This window comes from Burkholderia sp. IO2 (genome assembly GCF_029522185.1).
GTDB classification, from domain to species: Bacteria; Pseudomonadota; Gammaproteobacteria; order Burkholderiales; family Burkholderiaceae; genus Burkholderia; species Burkholderia cenocepacia.
Genome location: NZ_JAKWFH010000072.1, coordinates 1 through 16,600, shown reverse-complemented (window position 1 = coordinate 16,600; position 16,600 = coordinate 1). Strand labels below are relative to the sequence as shown.

The following is a 16,600-nucleotide window of genomic DNA, read 5'->3' as shown; positions in this document are numbered from 1 at the left end:
CGAACCGGCCGGGACCGGTTAGCGCCCGTGTTCGGAAATCGTGTGGTCTTCGTGCGGTTCAGCGGACGTGCCATCGAGCGCGTCGGATAACGTCGCGCTGGAAAGGTGTTCCGCGGAGGCGATTTCGGCGATGGCGGCACGCAACGTATCGAGACCCTGACCGGTGCGCGCGCTCAAAAAGACGCGCGAAATATTACCATACTCGTCCCGCTCGACCGCGTCGCCGCGGGCCGCCAGCTCGGGCACGGCGTCGATCTTGTTGAAGACCAGCACCTGCCGGATCGTGTCCGCGCCGATCTCGTGCAGCACGCCGTTGACCTGCTCGATCTGCTCGAGCCGGACCGCGCTCGACGCATCGACCACATGCAGCAGCAGATCCGCATGGATCGTTTCCTCGAGGGTCGCGCGAAACGCCGCGACGAGCTGGTGAGGCAGCTCGCGGATGAACCCGACCGTATCGGACACGACGATCTGCCCGACCTCGTCGCCGAGGTACACGCGCCGCGACGTCGTATCGAGCGTCGCGAACAGCTGGTCGGCCGCGTAGGCCTGCGCTTTCGTCAGCGCATTGAACAGCGTCGACTTGCCCGCGTTCGTATAGCCGACGAGCGACACCGACATCGTGCCGCTGCGCGCGCGCTGCCGGCGCTGCGTGCTGTGCTGGCGACGCAGCCGGTCGAGCCGCGACTTCAGCATCTTGATGCGTTCGCCGATCAGCCGGCGGTCGGTTTCGAGCTGGGTTTCACCCGGGCCGCGCAGGCCGATACCGCCCTTTTGCCGCTCCAGGTGGGTCCACGCGCGAATCAGCCGGGTCGACAGATATTGAAGCTGCGCGAGCTCGACCTGCAGCTTGCCTTCGTGGCTGCGGGCACGCTGCGCGAAGATGTCGAGGATGAGGCTCGTGCGATCGACCACGCGCCTGTTAAGTGCCTGCTCCAGATTGCGTTGCTGGGCGGGCGCCAAGGCGTGGTTGAAGATGACGATTTCGACGTTGTGCGCATCGCAGGCGAGCCGCAATTCTTCGGCTTTGCCGCTGCCGATGAACATCTTGGCATCGGGACTGGCGCGTCGACCCGTGAGGGTGACGGCGGGACGGGCTCCCGCACTGGAGGCGAGAAGACTGAGTTCTTCGAGACTGGCTTCGAAATCGGTCTTGCCGAAATCGATGCCGACGAGCGCTGCGTTGATCAAATTATCGGGTGTCAAGATAAGGCGGCTGGCATCGGTCGCTCGCGGCGACCGGATGCCGGCCGCTGCGATAGGTTAGGACGAGGCTTCCGCGTCCGGGTGGAAATTCACCGGGCGCGCCGGCACGACCGTCGAGATGGCGTGCTTGTAAACCATCTGGGTCACCGTATTACGGAGCAACACGACGTACTGGTCGAACGATTCAATGTTCCCTTGAAGCTTGATGCCGTTGACGAGGTAAATCGAAACGGGAACGTGCTCTTTGCGCAGTGCGTTCAAAAACGGGTCTTGTAACAATTGCCCTTTGTTGCTCATGGCGTACTCCATCTTTTTTTGCAGGTTGATCTGGATTGGCGGCGAAGAAAAAGAGATCCGGCGCCAATCGCTACACTATAGCTGATTTTGCCTGCCCCGCCCGGGCGTAGGCCATGCGGCCTAGCCCTTGCGGGACGTGCTTCAGCCCTTGTCCGCGTACGGGTTGTTCGACGAACGGAACTCTATGCGCAATGGAGTCCCGGTCAGCGAGAAAGTTTCGCGGAACCGGTTTTCGAGGTAGCGCTTGTAGGTTTCCGTCACCGCGTCGAGCGCGTTGCCGTGGATCACGATGATCGGCGGATTCTGGCCGCCCTGGTGTGCGTAGCGCAGCTTCGGACGCACCGGGCCGCGACGGCGCGGCTGCTGGAATTCGACCGCCTCGATCAGCGCGCGCGTGAGCTTCGGTGTCGGCAGCTTCGACATCGCCGCCGCGTAGGCATCGTCGACCGAGCGCATCAGCGCGCCGATACCCGTCTTCTTCGCGGCCGAAATGAAATGCGATTTCGCGAAGTCGAGGAATTTCAGCTTGCGGGTCAAATCCGCTTTCGCGCGGTCGCGCGCGTGGTCGTCGAGGCCGTCCCACTTGTTCACGCCGATCACGAGCGCGCGGCCCTGCTCGACGACGAAGCCGGCGATGTGCGCGTCCTGGTCGGAAATGTCCTGCTGCGCATCCAGCAGAAGAATGACGACGTTCGCGTCGGAGATCGACTGCAGCGTCTTCACGACCGAGAACTTCTCGATCGCCTCGAACACCTTGCCGCGGCGCCGCAGGCCGGCCGTGTCGATCAGCGTGTATTTCTTGCCGTTACGCTCGAAGTCGACGTAGATCGAATCGCGCGTCGTGCCCGGCATGTCGAACGCGATCACACGGTCTTCGCCGATCAGCGCGTTGACGAGCGTCGACTTGCCGACGTTCGGACGGCCGACGATCGCGATCTTGATGCCGCGCGACGGATCATCCTCCTCCGCTTCCTCGGGCTGGCCGGCGTACGCGACTTCGAGCGCCTCGTTGATCATGTCGGTCACGCCGTCGCCATGCGCGGCCGAGATCGCGCGCGGATCGCCGAGCCCGAGCTCGTAGAAGTCGGTCGCGACCGCCGTGTACTTCATCCCCTCGGCCTTGTTGACGACCAGGAAGATCGGCCGGCCGGTCTTGCGCAGGTAGTCGGCGATCGACTTGTCCTGCGGCGCGAGTCCGTTACGGCCGTCGACGATGAACACGACGACGTCGGCCTCCTCGACGGCCTGCCGCGTCTGGCGCGCCATTTCGTGCAGGATGCCGTCCTTCGCGACGGGTTCGAAGCCGCCCGTATCGACGACCAGGTAAGGCCGTTCGCCGACGCGCCCTTCGCCGTAATGGCGATCGCGCGTCAGGCCCGGCAAGTCGGCGACCAGCGCATCGCGCGAGCGCGTGAGCCGGTTGAACAGCGTGGATTTCCCCACATTGGGGCGCCCAACGAGGGCAATGACCGGTTTCATCTGTGTTTTCTACGGTGAAGCGCAGCAGCGGGAGGCCCGCTGCTGCGGGCGGCTGCGCTGAATGAAAATATCACGAATTCGCGCCGCGCCGGATGCGCGCGCCCGGCGCGCGTTGCGCGCCGTCGTCTTTCGTCTCGAACTGCCTTTCAAATACCGAGCGGCCGGGAACGCCGGCCGCCTTCAAGTCGCGCGGCCGCGGCCCGCGGGACCTGCCCGCCGCGCCACGGCCACGCCTGTTTCGTGCGCGTCAGCGCGGACGGAACCCGTACAGGCCGCCGTCCTTCGTCTGCACGACGAGCGTATTGCCCGCGAGGACCGGCGCCGCCGTGATCGCGCTGCCGTCGGTCTTCATCCGCGCGATGAAGCTGCCGTCCTCGCGCGACAGGAAGTGCACGAAGCCCTTGTAATCGCCCATCACGACCGCGTGCCCGAGCAGGTACGGCACGCCGACGTCACGGCTCTTCAGCTTGTCGTTGCGCCAGAGCTGGTTGCCCGTAGCCGCGTCGTACGCGGTGACGACCGACCAGTCGTCGCCGCCGGCGACCACCGAATCGTCCTGCGCGAGGCCGCTGCGGCTCGAGAACGGCTTTTCCCACAGCGGCCGGCCCGAGTTCGCATCGAAGCAACCGAGCTGACCCTGGAACGTCACTGCGCAGGTTTCCGCGCCCACGAGCGTCGGCGGACCGCTGACGTCGTTGATGCGCTCGACCTCGGTCACGCCCTTCGGGAACGACACCGGGGTCTGCCAGAACGGCTCGCCCGTCTGCAGGTTGATCGCGACGAGACCGCCGCCCGGGAAGCCCGCGAGCACGGCCGCGTCGCCCGCAAACGTCATGCCCGCCGACACGCGCAGGTTCAGTGGCACCGCACGATTGCGGTAGTTCCACTTCTGCTCGCCCGTCTGCGCGTTGAACGCGATCACCTGGCCGTCGATCGTGCGGACGACCACGAGGCCGTTGCCGACGAGCGGCGGCGAGAAGATCTCGCCCTGCACGCTGGTCTTCCACAGCTGCTTGCCGTCCGGGCCCAGCACGAACACGCCGCCCTTCAACGCACCGACCGCGGTCAGGTTGCCGTCGCTGCCGACCCCGGCCGACAGGTCCGAACCAACCTTCGAGCGCCACAGCGTCTGGCCCGTCTTCGCGTCGATCTTCTCGACCGAACCGTTTTCGCCCGCCGCATAGACGGCGTCGCCCACGGCCACCGGCGAGAACAGGTAGCGTCCGCCCTTGCCGACGCTCGCTTTCCAGACCTGTTGCACGTCCATGACGGGCTTGAACTCGGTGAGCGGCGTCGGCACGCGGCGCGCGTCCTTCGACGACGAGCAAGCCACCAAAGCGAGGACAGCCGCCGCGCAGGCAACGGGCACAGCGTAACGTTTCAACAAATTCATCGGTTAGCGAAGCAGAGTTAAGAGGTTGAGGGGACCGGAATTCAGCCGCCGAGCGCGTCCAGCTTGAACTGCACGAGCTGGCGCGCGGACTGGTCGTCCTTCGACAGGCCGTCGAGCGCGAGCTTGTAAGCGGCGCGCGCGTCGTCGGTCTTGCCTTGCGCGGCAAGCAGATCGCCGCGTCGATCGGCCACGAGGCCCTTGAATGCATCGACCGGCGTACCCGACAGCAGCGCGAGGCCCGCGTCGTACGCCTTCTCGTCGAGCAGCAGCGACGCGAGACGCAGCTTCGCGATCTGCTTGTACTCGTCGTCCTTGGCGTGATCGACGGCCCATTGCAGCTGTGCCTTCGCGCCGGCCGCGTCGCCGGCCGCATACAGCGTCTTCGCGGCCGCGAGCGCCGTCATCTGCGCATACGGCGTACTGCCGAACTTGTCTTCCATGTCGGCAGCCGCGCGGGCCATCGTCGCCTTGTCGTTCGCGGCGGCAGCCTTCTGGACCTGCTCGTACAGCCCGGACGCCTCGGCAGCCTGACGGCGCTGCCAGTAGTTCCAGCCGTTGAAACCGGCCGCGACGACGAGCGCCGCGAGCACGATCCACGTGGTGAGGTTGCCCCAGCGGGCCCACCACGCCTTCAGACTTTCAATCGATTCTTGTTCGTCGTGATAACTCATCGGCGAGCGATTCCTTCCTGTTCAGGCTTTTCTTGTCGAGCGGATGCCAGCGCGATCAGTCGTCGCCGTCTTCGGCGGATGCAACCATCGCATTGATTAGGAATTCGGTCAAGCTTTCGACCGGTACGGTCTGCTGAACGTTCTTTTCCCCTTCCGCACCCGCGCCGCGCAACGCTTTCACGCCCACCGTGCCGTTCGCGACCTCTTCTTCGCCGAAGATCACCGCGAACGCGGCGCCGCTTGCGTCGGCCCGCTTCATCTGCGACTTGAAGCTCGCCGGCGCGCCGTCGGCGCTGCAGTGGAAGATCACGTCGAGGCCCGTGTCGCGCAGACGCTCGGCCGCGATGAACGCCTGTTCGCGCGCGGTTTCGCCCTGGTGCACGACGTACACGTCGACGCCTTCCTGCTCGGGCGCGAGATCCTCTTCCTTCAGCAGCTCGAGGATGCGCTCGATGCCCATCGCCCAGCCGCACGCGGCGGTCGGCTTGCCGCCGAGCTGCTCGATCAGCGGATCGTAGCGGCCGCCGGCCGCGACCGTGCCCTGCGCGCCGAGCTTGTCGGTCACCCACTCGAACACGGTCAGGTTGTAGTAATCGAGCCCGCGCACGAGACGCGGGTTGATCTTGAACGGAATGTTGTTCGCGAGCAGCAGGCGCTGCAGCCCTTCGAAGTGCGCGCGCGATTCGTCGCCGAGGAAGTCGATCAGCTTCGGTGCGTTCTGCGCGATGTCCTGCAGTGCCGGATTCTTCGTGTCGAGCACGCGCAGCGGGTTCGTATACAGGCGACGCTTCGCGTCCTCGTCGAGCACGTCGGCGAACTGCTCGAGGTACTTGATCAGTTCGACGCGGTGCGCGGCGCGCTCTTCGGCGAGGCCGAGCGAGTTGATCTCGAGCTTGATGCCGGTCAGGCCGAGGTCGTCCCACAGGCGCTGGCACATCATGATGATCTCGGCATCCGCATCGGGACCCGCGAAGCCGAGCGCCTCGACGCCGACCTGGTGGAACTGGCGATAGCGGCCGCGCTGCGGACGCTCGTGACGGAACATCGGGCCGATGTACCACAGGCGCTTCGGGCCGTCGTACAGCATGTTGTGCTCGATCGACGCACGCACGACGGCCGCGGTGTTTTCCGGGCGCATCGTCAGGTTCTCGCCGTTCAGTGCGTCGGTGAAGCTGTACATCTCCTTCTCGACGATGTCGGTGACTTCGCCGATGCCGCGCGTGAAGAGCTGCGTATGTTCGACGATCGGCGTGCGGATGTTCTGGTAGCCGTACGCGCGCAGCAGCGATTTCACGGTAGCTTCGAAGAATTCCCACAGGCCGGCATCCTGCGGAAGGATGTCGTTCATGCCCTTGACGCCGGTGAGCTTCTCGATCTTGCGTTTCTGTTCAGTCATCGTTCGTGTGTGTGGACGAATTAGTTCAGGGCCTCGGTGCGGCCGTAATTGCGTGCGACGTAGTCGCTGACGATCTGCTGGAATTCCTCGGCGATCCGCTCGCCGCGCAGCGTCTTGACCTTCTCGCCGTCGATGAAGACGGGTGCGGCCGGGTTCTCGCCCGAACCCGGCAGGCTGATGCCGATGTTCGCGTGCTTCGATTCGCCCGGGCCGTTGACGATGCAGCCCATCACCGCGACGTTCATCTTCTCGACGCCCGGATATTCCTTGCGCCAGACCGGCATCTGCTCGCGCAGGTAGGTCTGGATCTGCATCGCGAGTTCCTGGAACAGCGTGCTCGTCGTACGGCCGCAGCCCGGGCACGCGATCACCATCGGCGCGAACGAGCGCAGGCCCATCGTCTGGAGGATTTCCTGGCCGACGATCACTTCGCCCGTGCGCGACGCGCCCGGTTCCGGCGTCAGCGAGATGCGGATCGTGTCGCCGATCCCTTCCTGCAGCAGCACGCCGAGCGCCGCCGTCGACGCGACGATGCCCTTCGAACCCATGCCGGCCTCGGTCAGTCCGAGGTGCAGCGCGAAGCCGCAGCGGCGGCCGAGTTCGCGGTACACGGCGATCAGGTCCTGCACGCCGCTGACCTTGCACGACAGCACGATGCGGTCACGGCCCAGGCCGAGCTCCACCGCGCGTTCGGCCGAGCCGATCGCCGACTGGATCAGCGCCTCGTACATCACGCTCTGCGCGTCCCACGGCTGCGCCCGCGCGCCGTTCTCGTCCATCATGCGCGCGAGCAGGTCCTGGTCGAGACTGCCCCAGTTCACGCCGATCCGCACCGGCTTGTCGTACTTCGCCGCGGCCTCGATCATCTGCGCGAACTGCGTGTCGCGCTTCGCGCCTTGACCGACGTTGCCGGGGTTGATCCGGTACTTCGACAGCGATTCCGCACAGCCCGGGTAGTCGCGCAGCAGCAGGTGGCCGTTGTAGTGGAAATCGCCGACGAGCGGCACGGTCACGCCCATCCGGTCGAGCTGCTCGCGAATCGCCGGCACGGCGGCCGCGGCTTCGGGCGTGTTGACCGTGATGCGCACCAGTTCGGAGCCCGCATTCGCGAGTTCCTTGATCTGGATCGCCGTGCCGATCGCGTCGGCCGTGTCGGTATTCGTCATCGACTGCACGCGCACCGGCGCGTCGCCGCCGATCGTCACGAGTTGCCCGCCCCAGCGGACATCCACCGCATGCGATACGCGGCGCGGCTGATGCCCGCCGAACACCGGCTCGGTTGAACAAATCTGACTGCTGCGTGGGGATTGAGCTTCGGATTGCATCGATAGATCCATTTACGCGGAATGCGCCGCGACGCGGCGCATGAATTGAAAAAGCGCCGTGCCCTCACGGCCTGCCGAGATCGACGACAGGCCTTCGCCACGGCGCTTGACGTCAGGGCAACGTGAACCGCGCCACGTTACCCCGCGCTGCCGAATATTTTGCCGGATCGACCGGTTTTCCGTCGAACGCAACCGCGTCGAGGCCGGCCTTGTTGCCGATCGTGACCTTGAACGGCCCGTCACCGGCCACCTGCTTCGTTTCGCCGGCGCGCACCAGCGCCGAGAACAGCTCCTTGCCGTTCTTGTCGCGCACGCTGAACCAGCAATCCTGCTTGACCTTCAGTTCGACCATCGACTGACCGGCCGCCACCACGACGCTGGCCGGCTGGGCCGGCGCGGCCGTGCTTGCCGCCGCCGTGGCCGCCACGGGCTGCGACGCAGCGGCAGTCGCGACCGGCGCCGCGGGCGCCGGAACAGCCGACGCGATCGCCTGCGCCGGGGCAGCCGATGCAGCAGCCGGGGCCGGAACCGCATTCGTCACCGCGCCCGACGCGGCGTTCGTGGCCGCTTCTTCAGCAGCCGACGATGCCGTCGCCGCGCTCGCGGCCGACGCATGCTCGGCGTCGCCGCCCTTGAAGCGTGCGAGCAGGCTCGACGAATCGCCGCCAGTGTGCCACATCAGTACGGCGACCACCGCGACGATGACGATCCCCGTCCCCCACAGCCACGGATGGTGACGCGACGAGCCGCCGAGCGGAATCGACACGCGGCCGCGCGGCAGATCCGTGCCCGACGACGCCGGCATCGACAGGTCGACTTCCGGCACCCCGCGCTCGCGGCGCAGCGCCTGCGCGAACGGTTCCGGATCGACGCCGAGCATCTTCGCATAGCTGCGCACGACCCCGAGCGCGAACGTCACGCCGGGCAAATGGCTGATGTCGCCGGCCTCGAGCGCCCGGAGCTTTTGCGGTGCGACCTTGAGTCGCGCCGACACGTCGTCGACCGACCAGCCCTTCGTCTCCCGAAGCTGCGCCAGCCGGCTGCCGACCGCCGCCAGCGATTCCAGTCCCGCCGGTGCCGGCTTCGCGGCATTCGTCTCTGCGCCGTTAGACGGCTGCGGCTCACTCATCCTTGTCCTCGCGTCGATTCTTCTTCACTGGCGGCCGCCGCCGACTCCCGCCGGCCGGCACCCGCAACTGTTCATACCCTGCGCGGCGCCGAGGCGCCGCGACCGATCGCTATTCGCGTGTTGCACCGCCAAAGGGTTCGGGCACCCCGGCCAGGTGCCCCCGTCAAACTGCCCGAACTTCGATGATTTTTCCTGCTGCGCCCGTTCGTTCCGCGAGGCGCGTGCGATCCTTCACCGCGCCGGCCAACTGCCCGCACGCGGCGTCGATGTCGTCGCCGCGCGTCTTGCGCACGGTCGTGACGACACCCGCGTCGATGAGAACCTGCGCGAAGCGCTTGATCTGCTCCGGCTTCGAGCGGATGAGGCCCGATTCCGGAAACGGATTGAACGGGATCAGGTTGAACTTGCACGGCACGTCGCGCGTGACGGCCAGCAGTTCGCGCGCATGCGCTTCGGTGTCGTTGACGCCGTCGAGCATGCAGTATTCGAAAGTGATGAAGTCGCGCGGCGCGACCTTCAGATAACGCTGACACGCGGCCATCAGCTCGCGAAGCGGATACTTCTTGTTGAGCGGCACCAGCTCGTCGCGCAGCGCATCGTTCGGCGCGTGCAGCGAAACGGCCAGCGCGACCGGCAACTCGGCGCCGAGGCGGTCCATCATCGGCACCACGCCGGACGTCGACAGCGTGACGCGGCGGCGCGACAGGCCGTACGCGTTGTCGTCGAGCATCAGTCGCATCGCGGGGACGACCGCGCTGTAATTCAGGAGCGGCTCGCCCATGCCCATCATCACCACGTTGGTGACGACCCGTTCGGCCTTGCCGTTCGGGCCGGGCGCGCGGCCCAGCGACGCGCGCAATGCAAATTCGGCCATCCGGAGCTGGCCGATGATTTCGGCTGTCGACAGGTTGCGGGAGAAACCCTGCTTGCCCGTCGAACAGAAGCGGCAGTTCACCGCGCACCCGGCCTGCGACGACACGCACAGCGTGCCGCGCGTCTCTTCCGGGATGAACACGGTTTCGACCGCATTGCCGTTTCCGACGTCGATCAGCCACTTGCGCGTGCCGTCGGTGGAAACGTGATCGCTGGCGATCTCCGGCATCACGATCGACGCGCGGCCCTTGAGTTTTCCCCTCAGGGACTTCGCGAGATCGGTCATGCCGTCGAAATCGCCAGCGTTGTACTGGTGGATCCAGCGCTGCAATTGCTTGGCGCGGAACGGCTTCTCGCCCAGGCTGCCGCAGTACGCGACAAGACCCTCGGCGTCGAAGTCGAGAAGATTGACGGAAGTTTCGCTCGTCATGATGTGCTGCCTTGCCGCGTGCGCTGAATCCTGCCTACTTGCTGTCAGCCAGGGCTTAACGCGAGTAAACGTTCATTTCCGGGAAGAAGAACGCGATTTCGACCGCTGCCGTTTCCGCAGCGTCCGAGCCGTGGACGGCGTTCGCGTCGATGCTGTCGGCGAAGTCGGCGCGGATCGTGCCCTTTTCCGCCTTCTTCGGATCCGTTGCGCCCATCAGGTCGCGGTTCTTCAGGATCGCGCCTTCACCTTCCAGAACCTGGATCATCACCGGGCCCGAGATCATGAAGTCGACGAGGTCCTTGAAGAACGGACGCGCTGCGTGAACTGCATAGAACTTCTCTGCGTCAGCACGCGACAGGTGTGCCATGCGCGATGCGACGATCTTCAGGCCGGCGCCTTCGAAACGGCTGTAGATCTGGCCGATCACGTTCTTTGCCACCGCATCCGGCTTGATGATCGACAGGGTGCGCTCGATTGCCATAAAAACTCCAAAAAATTAAGAAGTTACAGGTTCAAATGAATCCGCTATTGTAGCACGATCCCGTGTATCATTGCGATTGAACCCTTACACGAATGAAAGGTTCAGAATCCATATGTTTTGTGCCGCCGGGCCATTGAAACCTCCCGGCACGGAACGTATCTTAGCCATAGCTGCCCCGGTTTGCTGCGCCGCACATCGCGCGCGCCGAACCGGCCCCGGACGCCCACGCGTTCAATGTTAGGAGAAACCATGAACGACTATCCGTACAATTTCGGCCGCGGCGGTTCCGTCAGCACCGCCGAGGTTCGCAACCGCGTGCTGCGGAACACGTACTGGCTGCTCGCGCTGTCGATGGTGCCGACCGTGCTGGGCGCCTGGGTCGGCGTCGCGACGGGCTTCTCGCTGTTCGCGGCCACGAGCCCGATGATGAGCCTGCTCGCGTTCTTCGCGATCGCGTTCGGCTTCATGTTCGCGATCGAGCGGACGAAAAACAGCGCGGCCGGCGTGTTCGTGCTGCTGGGCTTCACGTTCTTCATGGGCCTGATGCTGTCGCGACTGCTGAGCTTCATCCTCGGCTTCTCGAACGGCCCGTCGCTGATCATGCTCGCGTTCGGCGGCACCGGCATCATCTTCGCCGCGATGGCGACGATCGCCACCGTCAGCAAGCGCGACTTCTCCGGGCTCGGCAAGTGGCTGTTCATGGGCGTGATCGTGATCCTGCTCGCGTCGGTCGCGAACATCTTCCTGCAACTGCCGGCGCTGATGCTCACCGTATCGGTGCTCGCGATCGCGATTTTCTCGGCGTACATGCTGTTCGACGTCCAGCGCGTCGTGAACGGCGGCGAGACGAACTACATCTCGGCCACGCTCGCGATCTACCTCGACCTGTACAACGTGTTCACGAACCTGCTCGCGCTGCTCGGCATCTTCGGCGGCAACCGCAACTGACGTTCGCTGCGCACCACGAAAAAACCGGCCCGCGGGCCGGTTTTTTTACGTCCGCCGCCCGGCTCAATCGCGTTCGAACAGCGCGATCGATTCGACGTGCGACGTATTCGGGAACATGTTCACGACACCGGCGCCCTTCAGCCGGTAGCCGGCCTCGTGCACGAGCAGGCCTGCATCGCGCGCGAGCGTCGACGGGTTGCACGACACGTACACGATGCGCTTCGGCAGCGGACCTTCGCCGCTCTGCGCGATCTCGGCCAGCGCCTTCGACACCGCGAGCGCGCCTTCGCGCGGCGGGTCGATCAGGAACTTGTCGAATGCGCCGAGCGCGCGGAGGTCGTCGCCGGTCACTTCGAACAGGTTCCGGCACGCGAACGTCGTGTGGCCGTCGACCCCGTTCTCGCGTGCGTTCGCCAGCGCGCGCGTGGTCAGCGTGTCGCTGCCCTCGATGCCCATCACTTCGCGCGACAGCCGCGCGAGCGGCAGCGTGAAGTTGCCAATCCCGCAGAACAGGTCGAGCACGCGATCGTCGCGCGACGGCGCGAGCAGGCGCAGCGCGCGGCCCACCAGCACGCGGTTGATCTGGTGATTGACCTGCGTGAAGTCGGTCGGCTTGAACGGCATGCGGATGCCGAATTCCGGCAGCGTGTAGTCGAGCGACACGTCGAGCGGATAGAACGGCGTCACCGTGTCCGGCCCCTTCGGCTGCAACCAGAACTGCACGTTGTGCTCGTCCGCGAACGCGCGCAGCAGCGCTTCGTCGTCCGCATTGATCGGCTCCAGCACGCGCAGCACGAGCGCGGTGACGGTCGAGCCGACCGCGAGTTCGATCTGCGGCATCCGGTCACGAATCGACAGCCCCTCGACGAGCCGGCGCAGCGGCACGAGCATCGCCGACACGTGCGGCGGCAGCACTTCGCAGCTCGTCATGTCGGCGACGTAGCTGCTCTTCTTCTCGTGGAACCCGACCAGCACGCCGCCCTTCTTCGCGACGTTGCGCACGGTCAGGCGCGCCCGGTAGCGGTAGCCCCACGACGGGCCGTGGATCGGCGCGAACATCGTTTCCGCGCGCAGCTTCGCCAGATGCCACAGGTTGTCTTCGAGCACGCGTTGCTTGACCGCCACCTGCGCGCGCATGTCGAGATGCTGCATCGAGCAGCCGCCGCAGGTGCCGAAGAATTTGCACTTCGGCTGCGTGCGCAATACGCTCGGGCGCAGAATGTCGACGACCGTCGCCTGCTCGTAGCTCGGCTTGCGGCGGTAGCTCGAATAAGTCACGCGCTCGCCCGGCAGCGCGCCTTCGACGAAGATCACCTTGCCCGGCCCGCCGTCCTCGGTCACCGTGCGGCCAACACCGCGCGCTTCCATGTCGAGCGATTCGATCTCGAGAACCGGGGCGGGCCCGGGCGCGACGGGCGCATTTTTCGATTTGCGCGCAGAAGTGGGGACGGCTTCGGACACCAGCTTTTCCTGACAAACGTTGAAGAAGGCGAGATTGTAGACGACGAAAGCCTCCGTCGCGCGCTTTGGATGAGGCAGGCGTCGAACTTGCGCACGGACAGCCCGTGGCGCGACCGGGCGGCCATGCAATGCGGCTGCGGGATGCGCCTGCGGCAATGCCCGGCCGCAAATCAGCCGGGGCAACGCCCGAGGCCCAAGGCCCGACATTTCGCCCGACAGGAGATTCGACCATGCGATTGATCGACTGGAACATCCAATGGGGTCGGGACGCGGACGGCGTCGTCGATCTTCCCCGCACCGTCGCGGCCATTCGCGAGCTCGGCGATTTCGACGTGCTGTGCCTGCAGGAAGTCACGCGCGGCTTCGACGCACTGCCCGGCCGGCCGGGCCCCGACCAGTTCGCCGAACTCGCCGCGCTGCTGCCCGGCTATACGGTCGTCGACGCGATCGGCGCCGACCTGCCGGCCATCCGGCCGGGCGCACCGCGCCGCCAGTTCGGCAACGCCATCGCGACAAGGCTGCCGGTCGGGCGCGTGCTGCGCCAGTCGCTGCCGTGGCCGGCCGACGCCGGCGCGCCGTCGATGCCGCGCGTCGCGCTCGACATCGAGTTGCAGGCGCCGTTCGGGCCGTTGCGCGTGGTCACCACGCATCTGGAGTATTACTCGGCGCGCCAGCGGCTCGCGCAGGTCGACGCGCTGCGCGACCGGCATCGCGAGGCCTGTGCGCACGCGACCCACCCGGCCCGCGCCGAAACCGCCGAGGGGCCGTTCAGCGCGACCGGACAGCCACGCGATGCGATCGTCTGCGGCGATTTCAACAGTGCATTCGGCAGCGACGCATACCGGCGCTTCCTGGCGCCGCTTGCCGACGCGCCGGATTTCATCGACGCGTGGGTTGCGCGGCACCCCGGCCGCACGCCGCCGCCGACGGCCGGCGTCTACGATACGGTGCAATGGTCGGACGGGCCGCTCGCGTGCGATTTCGTGTTCGTGACCGACACGCTGTTGCCGCGCGTCACCCGCTGCGAGATCGACGATTACGTGCGCGCGTCCGATCACCAGCCGGTGCTGCTCGACCTCGGCTGATCGGGCCGGCCGCGGCGCGGCCTGTCCGCGCTACGCGTCGAAGCCGGCCAGGTATTCGACCCAGTGTGGCGCCGGTTCCAGCGCAAGCGCGTTCTTCACGAGCAGGATCTCGTCCGCGTACTCGCTCGGCGTCAGGCCGCCGCGCATCAACTGGAACCTGCAATACAGCAGATAGGTATTGACGACGTCGGTTTCGCAGTAGTTGCGGATTTCCTCGATTCGCCCGTCCTGGAACGCCGGCCATACCTGGCTGCCGTCCATCCCGAGCTTGCCCGGAAAGCCGCACAGCTTCGCGAGCGCGTCGAGCGGCGCATTGGCGCGCGCCTGATACATCGCGAGCACGTCCATCAGGTCGGTATGCCGCGAGTGATAGCGCGAGATGTAGTTGTTCCACTTGAACTCGCGGTCGTCCTCGCCGAGATCCCAGTAGCGGGTGGCGGGAATGCCGTGCACGAGCGCGCGGTAATGGAGCACCGGCAGATCGAAGCCACCGCCGTTCCACGACACGAGCTGCGGCGTGTATTTCTCGATTACGCGGTAGAACGACTGGATCAGCGTGGCTTCGTTGTCCTGCGGCGTGCCGAGCGAGCGCACGCGAAAACCGTTGTTGTCGCGGAACACGCACGAAATCGCCGCGATCCGCTGCAGGTGATGCGGCAGGAAATCACTGCCGGTCTTCTCGCGGCGTGCGGCGAATGCATGCTCGGACACCGCGGCATCGTCGAGCGTCGCGGGCAGGTCTTCCAGACGGCGAATGCCGTCGACATCGGGAATCGTCTCGATGTCAAAAACGAGAATCGGAGTCATCAGTTACAGAACGGCGTCCTTGCGCACGCCGTTGGAGGCAAAGAACCGCTTGAGGCGCACCAGCGCTTCCTGCTGGATCTGCCGCACGCGCTCGCGCGTGAGCCCCATCTCGTCGGCGAGCTCCTCGAGCGTCGCCGGTTCGATGTGGTTCAGGCCGAAGCGGCGCTCGATCACGTGCCGGTGCTTGTCGGACAGCCGCGACAGCCACGCGCGCGTCAGCGTTTCGAGCTCGCGGTGCTGCACCTCGGCGTCGGGCGACTGGCTCTGGTCGTCGGGCAGCAGGTCGAGCAGGCTGCTCGCGGGATCGAGGTCGAGCGGCGCGTCGAGCGACGCCGTGTGTTCGTTGAGCGCGAGGATATCGGTGACTTCCTCGGCGGTCTTGCCGGTGAGATAGGCGATGTCGTCGATGCTGGCTTCGCGGCGTTCGGCCGCCTCGCCCGTCGACATCGAATTCTTTTCGAGGTGGCGCTTCGCGCGCAGCACCTGGTTCAGTTCGCGGATCACGTGCACGGGCAGGCGCACCGTGCGGGCCTGGTTCATGATCGCCCGCTCGATGCTCTGCCGGATCCACCACGTCGCGTAGGTCGAGAAGCGAAAACCGCGCGTCGGGTCGAATTTCTCGATCGCGTGCATCAGGCCGAGGTTGCCTTCCTCGATCAGGTCGAGCAGCGGCACGCCGCGGTTCAGGTACCCCTTCGCGATACTGACGACGAGACGCAGGTTGCGCTCGATCATCACCTGCCGCGCCTCGAATTCGCCGGCCTTCGCAAGACGCGAATAGCGCTGCTCTTCCTCGACGGTCAGCAGCGGCTTCACGCTGATGCGGTTCAGGTAATGCTGGATCGTGTCGGCCGTGAGTTCGGCCTGCAGCAGCGTGCGGAAATCGTCGACGTCGGGCGCGGCTTCCTGACGGCCTTCGCGCTCGTCGTCGCCACCTTCGGCCTCGGCGTCGCGTGCCTCGAGATCACGTTCGTTTTCCGCGACGTCGTCTTCGTCGTCCGTCGAAGCACCCACTCGCCCCACCGATGCTTGCGTGGCACGACTGATCTTCTCAGACTCGGCTTGCGGCTCGTGGCGCTTCGATTTCGGCATGGTCGTCTCGGTTATTGAGGCGGCAAATACTTCAGCGGATCGACAGGCTTACCCTGCCGGCGAACCTCGAAATGCAGCATCACGCGGTCGGCATCGCTGTTACCCATCTCGGCGATCTTCTGCCCCTTCGTTACCGCGTCCCCCTCTTTTACCATCAAAGCGCGATTGTGTGCATACGCCGTGAGGTAAGTTGCATCGTGCTTGATGATAATGAGGTTGCCGTAACCACGCAGACCGTTGCCGGAGTAAACGACGCGGCCGTCCGCCGCCGCCTTCACGGCCTCGCCGGCCGTCCCGCCGATATTGACACCCTTGTTCTTCGCGTCGTCGAACCCGTTCAGCACGGGGCCGCGCGCGGGCCACGCGAACGTCACGGGGCCGCTCGGCGCCGCGGCCGTATCGCTCGACCCGGTTGCCGCAGCCGGCGGCGTGGCGGCCAGCGCCGACGACGTGCCGGCAGCCGGCGCGGCCGGACCGCTGCTCAGCGGTGCCGTCGCGACCGCGCCACCGACGATCGGCGCGGCGGC

Annotated in this window: 16 protein-coding genes; 2 read left to right on the top strand and 14 right to left on the bottom strand. The window is 65.9% G+C overall.

The window, feature by feature from the left end; genetic code table 11:
* Positions 1–18 precede the first annotated feature (18 nt).
* The 10 genes from hflX to ndk all read right to left on the bottom strand — a co-directional run bounded on the left by hflX (position 19) and on the right by ndk (position 10,680).
* A complete protein-coding gene (gene hflX / locus MMB92_RS31180; protein WP_175975584.1) occupies positions 19–1,191 on the bottom strand; it encodes a GTPase HflX in 1,173 nt (390 codons plus the stop codon).
* A 72-nt stretch (positions 1,192–1,263) separates the two neighbouring features.
* Positions 1,264–1,503: an RNA chaperone Hfq gene (gene hfq / locus MMB92_RS31175; RefSeq protein WP_006399927.1), complete on the bottom strand. Its 240-nt coding sequence runs from the start codon at positions 1,501–1,503 to the stop codon at positions 1,264–1,266.
* Between the two features lie 141 nt (positions 1,504–1,644).
* Entirely contained in the window at positions 1,645–2,982 is a 1,338-nt protein-coding gene (gene der, locus MMB92_RS31170) for a ribosome biogenesis GTPase Der (protein WP_006493685.1), read from the bottom strand.
* 247 nt (positions 2,983–3,229) lie between these two features.
* A complete protein-coding gene (gene bamB, locus MMB92_RS31165) occupies positions 3,230–4,375 on the bottom strand; it encodes an outer membrane protein assembly factor BamB (RefSeq protein WP_277563165.1) in 1,146 nt (381 codons plus the stop codon).
* A gap of 41 nt (positions 4,376–4,416) precedes the next feature.
* Positions 4,417–5,046, bottom strand: a complete 630-nt coding sequence (locus tag MMB92_RS31160; protein ID WP_006478678.1) for a tetratricopeptide repeat protein — start codon at positions 5,044–5,046, stop codon at positions 4,417–4,419.
* 55 nt (positions 5,047–5,101) lie between these two features.
* Positions 5,102–6,442 carry a histidine--tRNA ligase gene (gene hisS / locus MMB92_RS31155; protein WP_006483311.1) on the bottom strand — a complete coding sequence of 447 codons (1,341 nt, stop codon included), beginning with the start codon at positions 6,440–6,442 and terminating at the stop codon, positions 5,102–5,104.
* Positions 6,443–6,462: 20 nt separating this feature from the next.
* Positions 6,463–7,767, bottom strand: a complete 1,305-nt coding sequence (gene ispG / locus MMB92_RS31150; RefSeq protein ID WP_006483314.1) for a flavodoxin-dependent (E)-4-hydroxy-3-methylbut-2-enyl-diphosphate synthase — start codon at positions 7,765–7,767, stop codon at positions 6,463–6,465.
* A 112-nt stretch (positions 7,768–7,879) separates the two neighbouring features.
* Positions 7,880–8,896, bottom strand: coding sequence for a helix-turn-helix domain-containing protein (locus MMB92_RS31145; RefSeq protein ID WP_012492656.1), 1,017 nt, complete (start codon positions 8,894–8,896; stop codon positions 7,880–7,882).
* A gap of 163 nt (positions 8,897–9,059) precedes the next feature.
* Complete coding sequence (gene rlmN / locus MMB92_RS31140) at positions 9,060–10,199, bottom strand: 23S rRNA (adenine(2503)-C(2))-methyltransferase RlmN (RefSeq protein WP_080331677.1); 1,140 nt, start codon at positions 10,197–10,199, stop codon at positions 9,060–9,062.
* A 55-nt stretch (positions 10,200–10,254) separates the two neighbouring features.
* On the bottom strand, positions 10,255–10,680 hold the full coding sequence (ndk, locus tag MMB92_RS31135) for a nucleoside-diphosphate kinase (RefSeq protein ID WP_006478674.1): 426 nt from the start codon (positions 10,678–10,680) through the stop codon (positions 10,255–10,257).
* Positions 10,681–10,929: 249 nt separating this feature from the next.
* On the opposite strand from ndk, the gene MMB92_RS31130 reads away from it, so the two are divergent.
* Positions 10,930–11,628 (top strand): Bax inhibitor-1/YccA family protein, encoded by a 699-nt coding sequence (locus MMB92_RS31130; RefSeq protein ID WP_006761414.1) that lies wholly within the window; start codon positions 10,930–10,932, stop codon positions 11,626–11,628.
* A 63-nt stretch (positions 11,629–11,691) separates the two neighbouring features.
* Here MMB92_RS31130 and rlmD read toward each other — a convergent pair whose 3' ends face one another.
* Positions 11,692–12,996, bottom strand: a complete 1,305-nt coding sequence (gene rlmD, locus MMB92_RS31125) for a 23S rRNA (uracil(1939)-C(5))-methyltransferase RlmD (protein ID WP_230877682.1) — start codon at positions 12,994–12,996, stop codon at positions 11,692–11,694.
* A gap of 323 nt (positions 12,997–13,319) precedes the next feature.
* Here rlmD and MMB92_RS31120 point away from each other — a divergent pair, with 323 nt between their 5' ends.
* Entirely contained in the window at positions 13,320–14,174 is an 855-nt protein-coding gene (locus MMB92_RS31120) for an endonuclease/exonuclease/phosphatase family protein (RefSeq protein ID WP_060268484.1), read from the top strand.
* A gap of 30 nt (positions 14,175–14,204) precedes the next feature.
* On the opposite strand, the gene MMB92_RS31115 is transcribed toward MMB92_RS31120, so the two are convergent.
* From MMB92_RS31115 to MMB92_RS31105, 3 genes are all read right to left on the bottom strand, one after another.
* Positions 14,205–14,981 carry a 3'-5' exonuclease gene (locus MMB92_RS31115; protein WP_275523561.1) on the bottom strand — a complete coding sequence of 259 codons (777 nt, stop codon included), beginning with the start codon at positions 14,979–14,981 and terminating at the stop codon, positions 14,205–14,207.
* 3 nt (positions 14,982–14,984) lie between these two features.
* The gene (gene rpoS / locus MMB92_RS31110; protein WP_006484452.1) at positions 14,985–16,073 is read right to left on the bottom strand and encodes an RNA polymerase sigma factor RpoS; all 1,089 of its coding nucleotides are present in this window, start codon (positions 16,071–16,073) and stop codon (positions 14,985–14,987) included.
* A gap of 11 nt (positions 16,074–16,084) precedes the next feature.
* Positions 16,085–16,600, bottom strand: a 516-nt coding sequence (locus tag MMB92_RS31105; RefSeq protein WP_277563164.1) for a peptidoglycan DD-metalloendopeptidase family protein, incomplete at its 5' end; no start/stop codon positions are given.

Excerpts from the sequence above, each read along its gene's own strand:
- hfq (WP_006399927.1), bottom strand. The coding sequence starts at position 1,503 with ATGAGCAACAAAGGGCAATTGTTACAAGACCCGTTTTTGAACGCACTG.
- der (WP_006493685.1), bottom strand. The coding sequence starts at position 2,982 with ATGAAACCGGTCATTGCCCTCGTTGGGCGCCCCAATGTGGGGAAATCC.
- bamB (WP_277563165.1), bottom strand. The coding sequence starts at position 4,375 with ATGAATTTGTTGAAACGTTACGCTGTGCCCGTTGCCTGCGCGGCGGCT.
- MMB92_RS31160 (WP_006478678.1), bottom strand. The coding sequence starts at position 5,046 with ATGAGTTATCACGACGAACAAGAATCGATTGAAAGTCTGAAGGCGTGG.
- hisS (WP_006483311.1), bottom strand. The coding sequence starts at position 6,442 with ATGACTGAACAGAAACGCAAGATCGAGAAGCTCACCGGCGTCAAGGGC.
- ispG (WP_006483314.1), bottom strand. The coding sequence starts at position 7,767 with ATGCAATCCGAAGCTCAATCCCCACGCAGCAGTCAGATTTGTTCAACC.
- MMB92_RS31145 (WP_012492656.1), bottom strand. The coding sequence starts at position 8,896 with ATGAGTGAGCCGCAGCCGTCTAACGGCGCAGAGACGAATGCCGCGAAG.
- rlmN (WP_080331677.1), bottom strand. The coding sequence starts at position 10,199 with ATGACGAGCGAAACTTCCGTCAATCTTCTCGACTTCGACGCCGAGGGT.
- ndk (WP_006478674.1), bottom strand. The coding sequence starts at position 10,680 with ATGGCAATCGAGCGCACCCTGTCGATCATCAAGCCGGATGCGGTGGCA.
- MMB92_RS31130 (WP_006761414.1), top strand. The coding sequence starts at position 10,930 with ATGAACGACTATCCGTACAATTTCGGCCGCGGCGGTTCCGTCAGCACC.
- rlmD (WP_230877682.1), bottom strand. The coding sequence starts at position 12,996 with ATGGAAGCGCGCGGTGTTGGCCGCACGGTGACCGAGGACGGCGGGCCG.
- MMB92_RS31120 (WP_060268484.1), top strand. The coding sequence starts at position 13,320 with ATGCGATTGATCGACTGGAACATCCAATGGGGTCGGGACGCGGACGGC.
- MMB92_RS31115 (WP_275523561.1), bottom strand. The coding sequence starts at position 14,981 with ATGACTCCGATTCTCGTTTTTGACATCGAGACGATTCCCGATGTCGAC.
- rpoS (WP_006484452.1), bottom strand. The coding sequence starts at position 16,073 with ATGCCGAAATCGAAGCGCCACGAGCCGCAAGCCGAGTCTGAGAAGATC.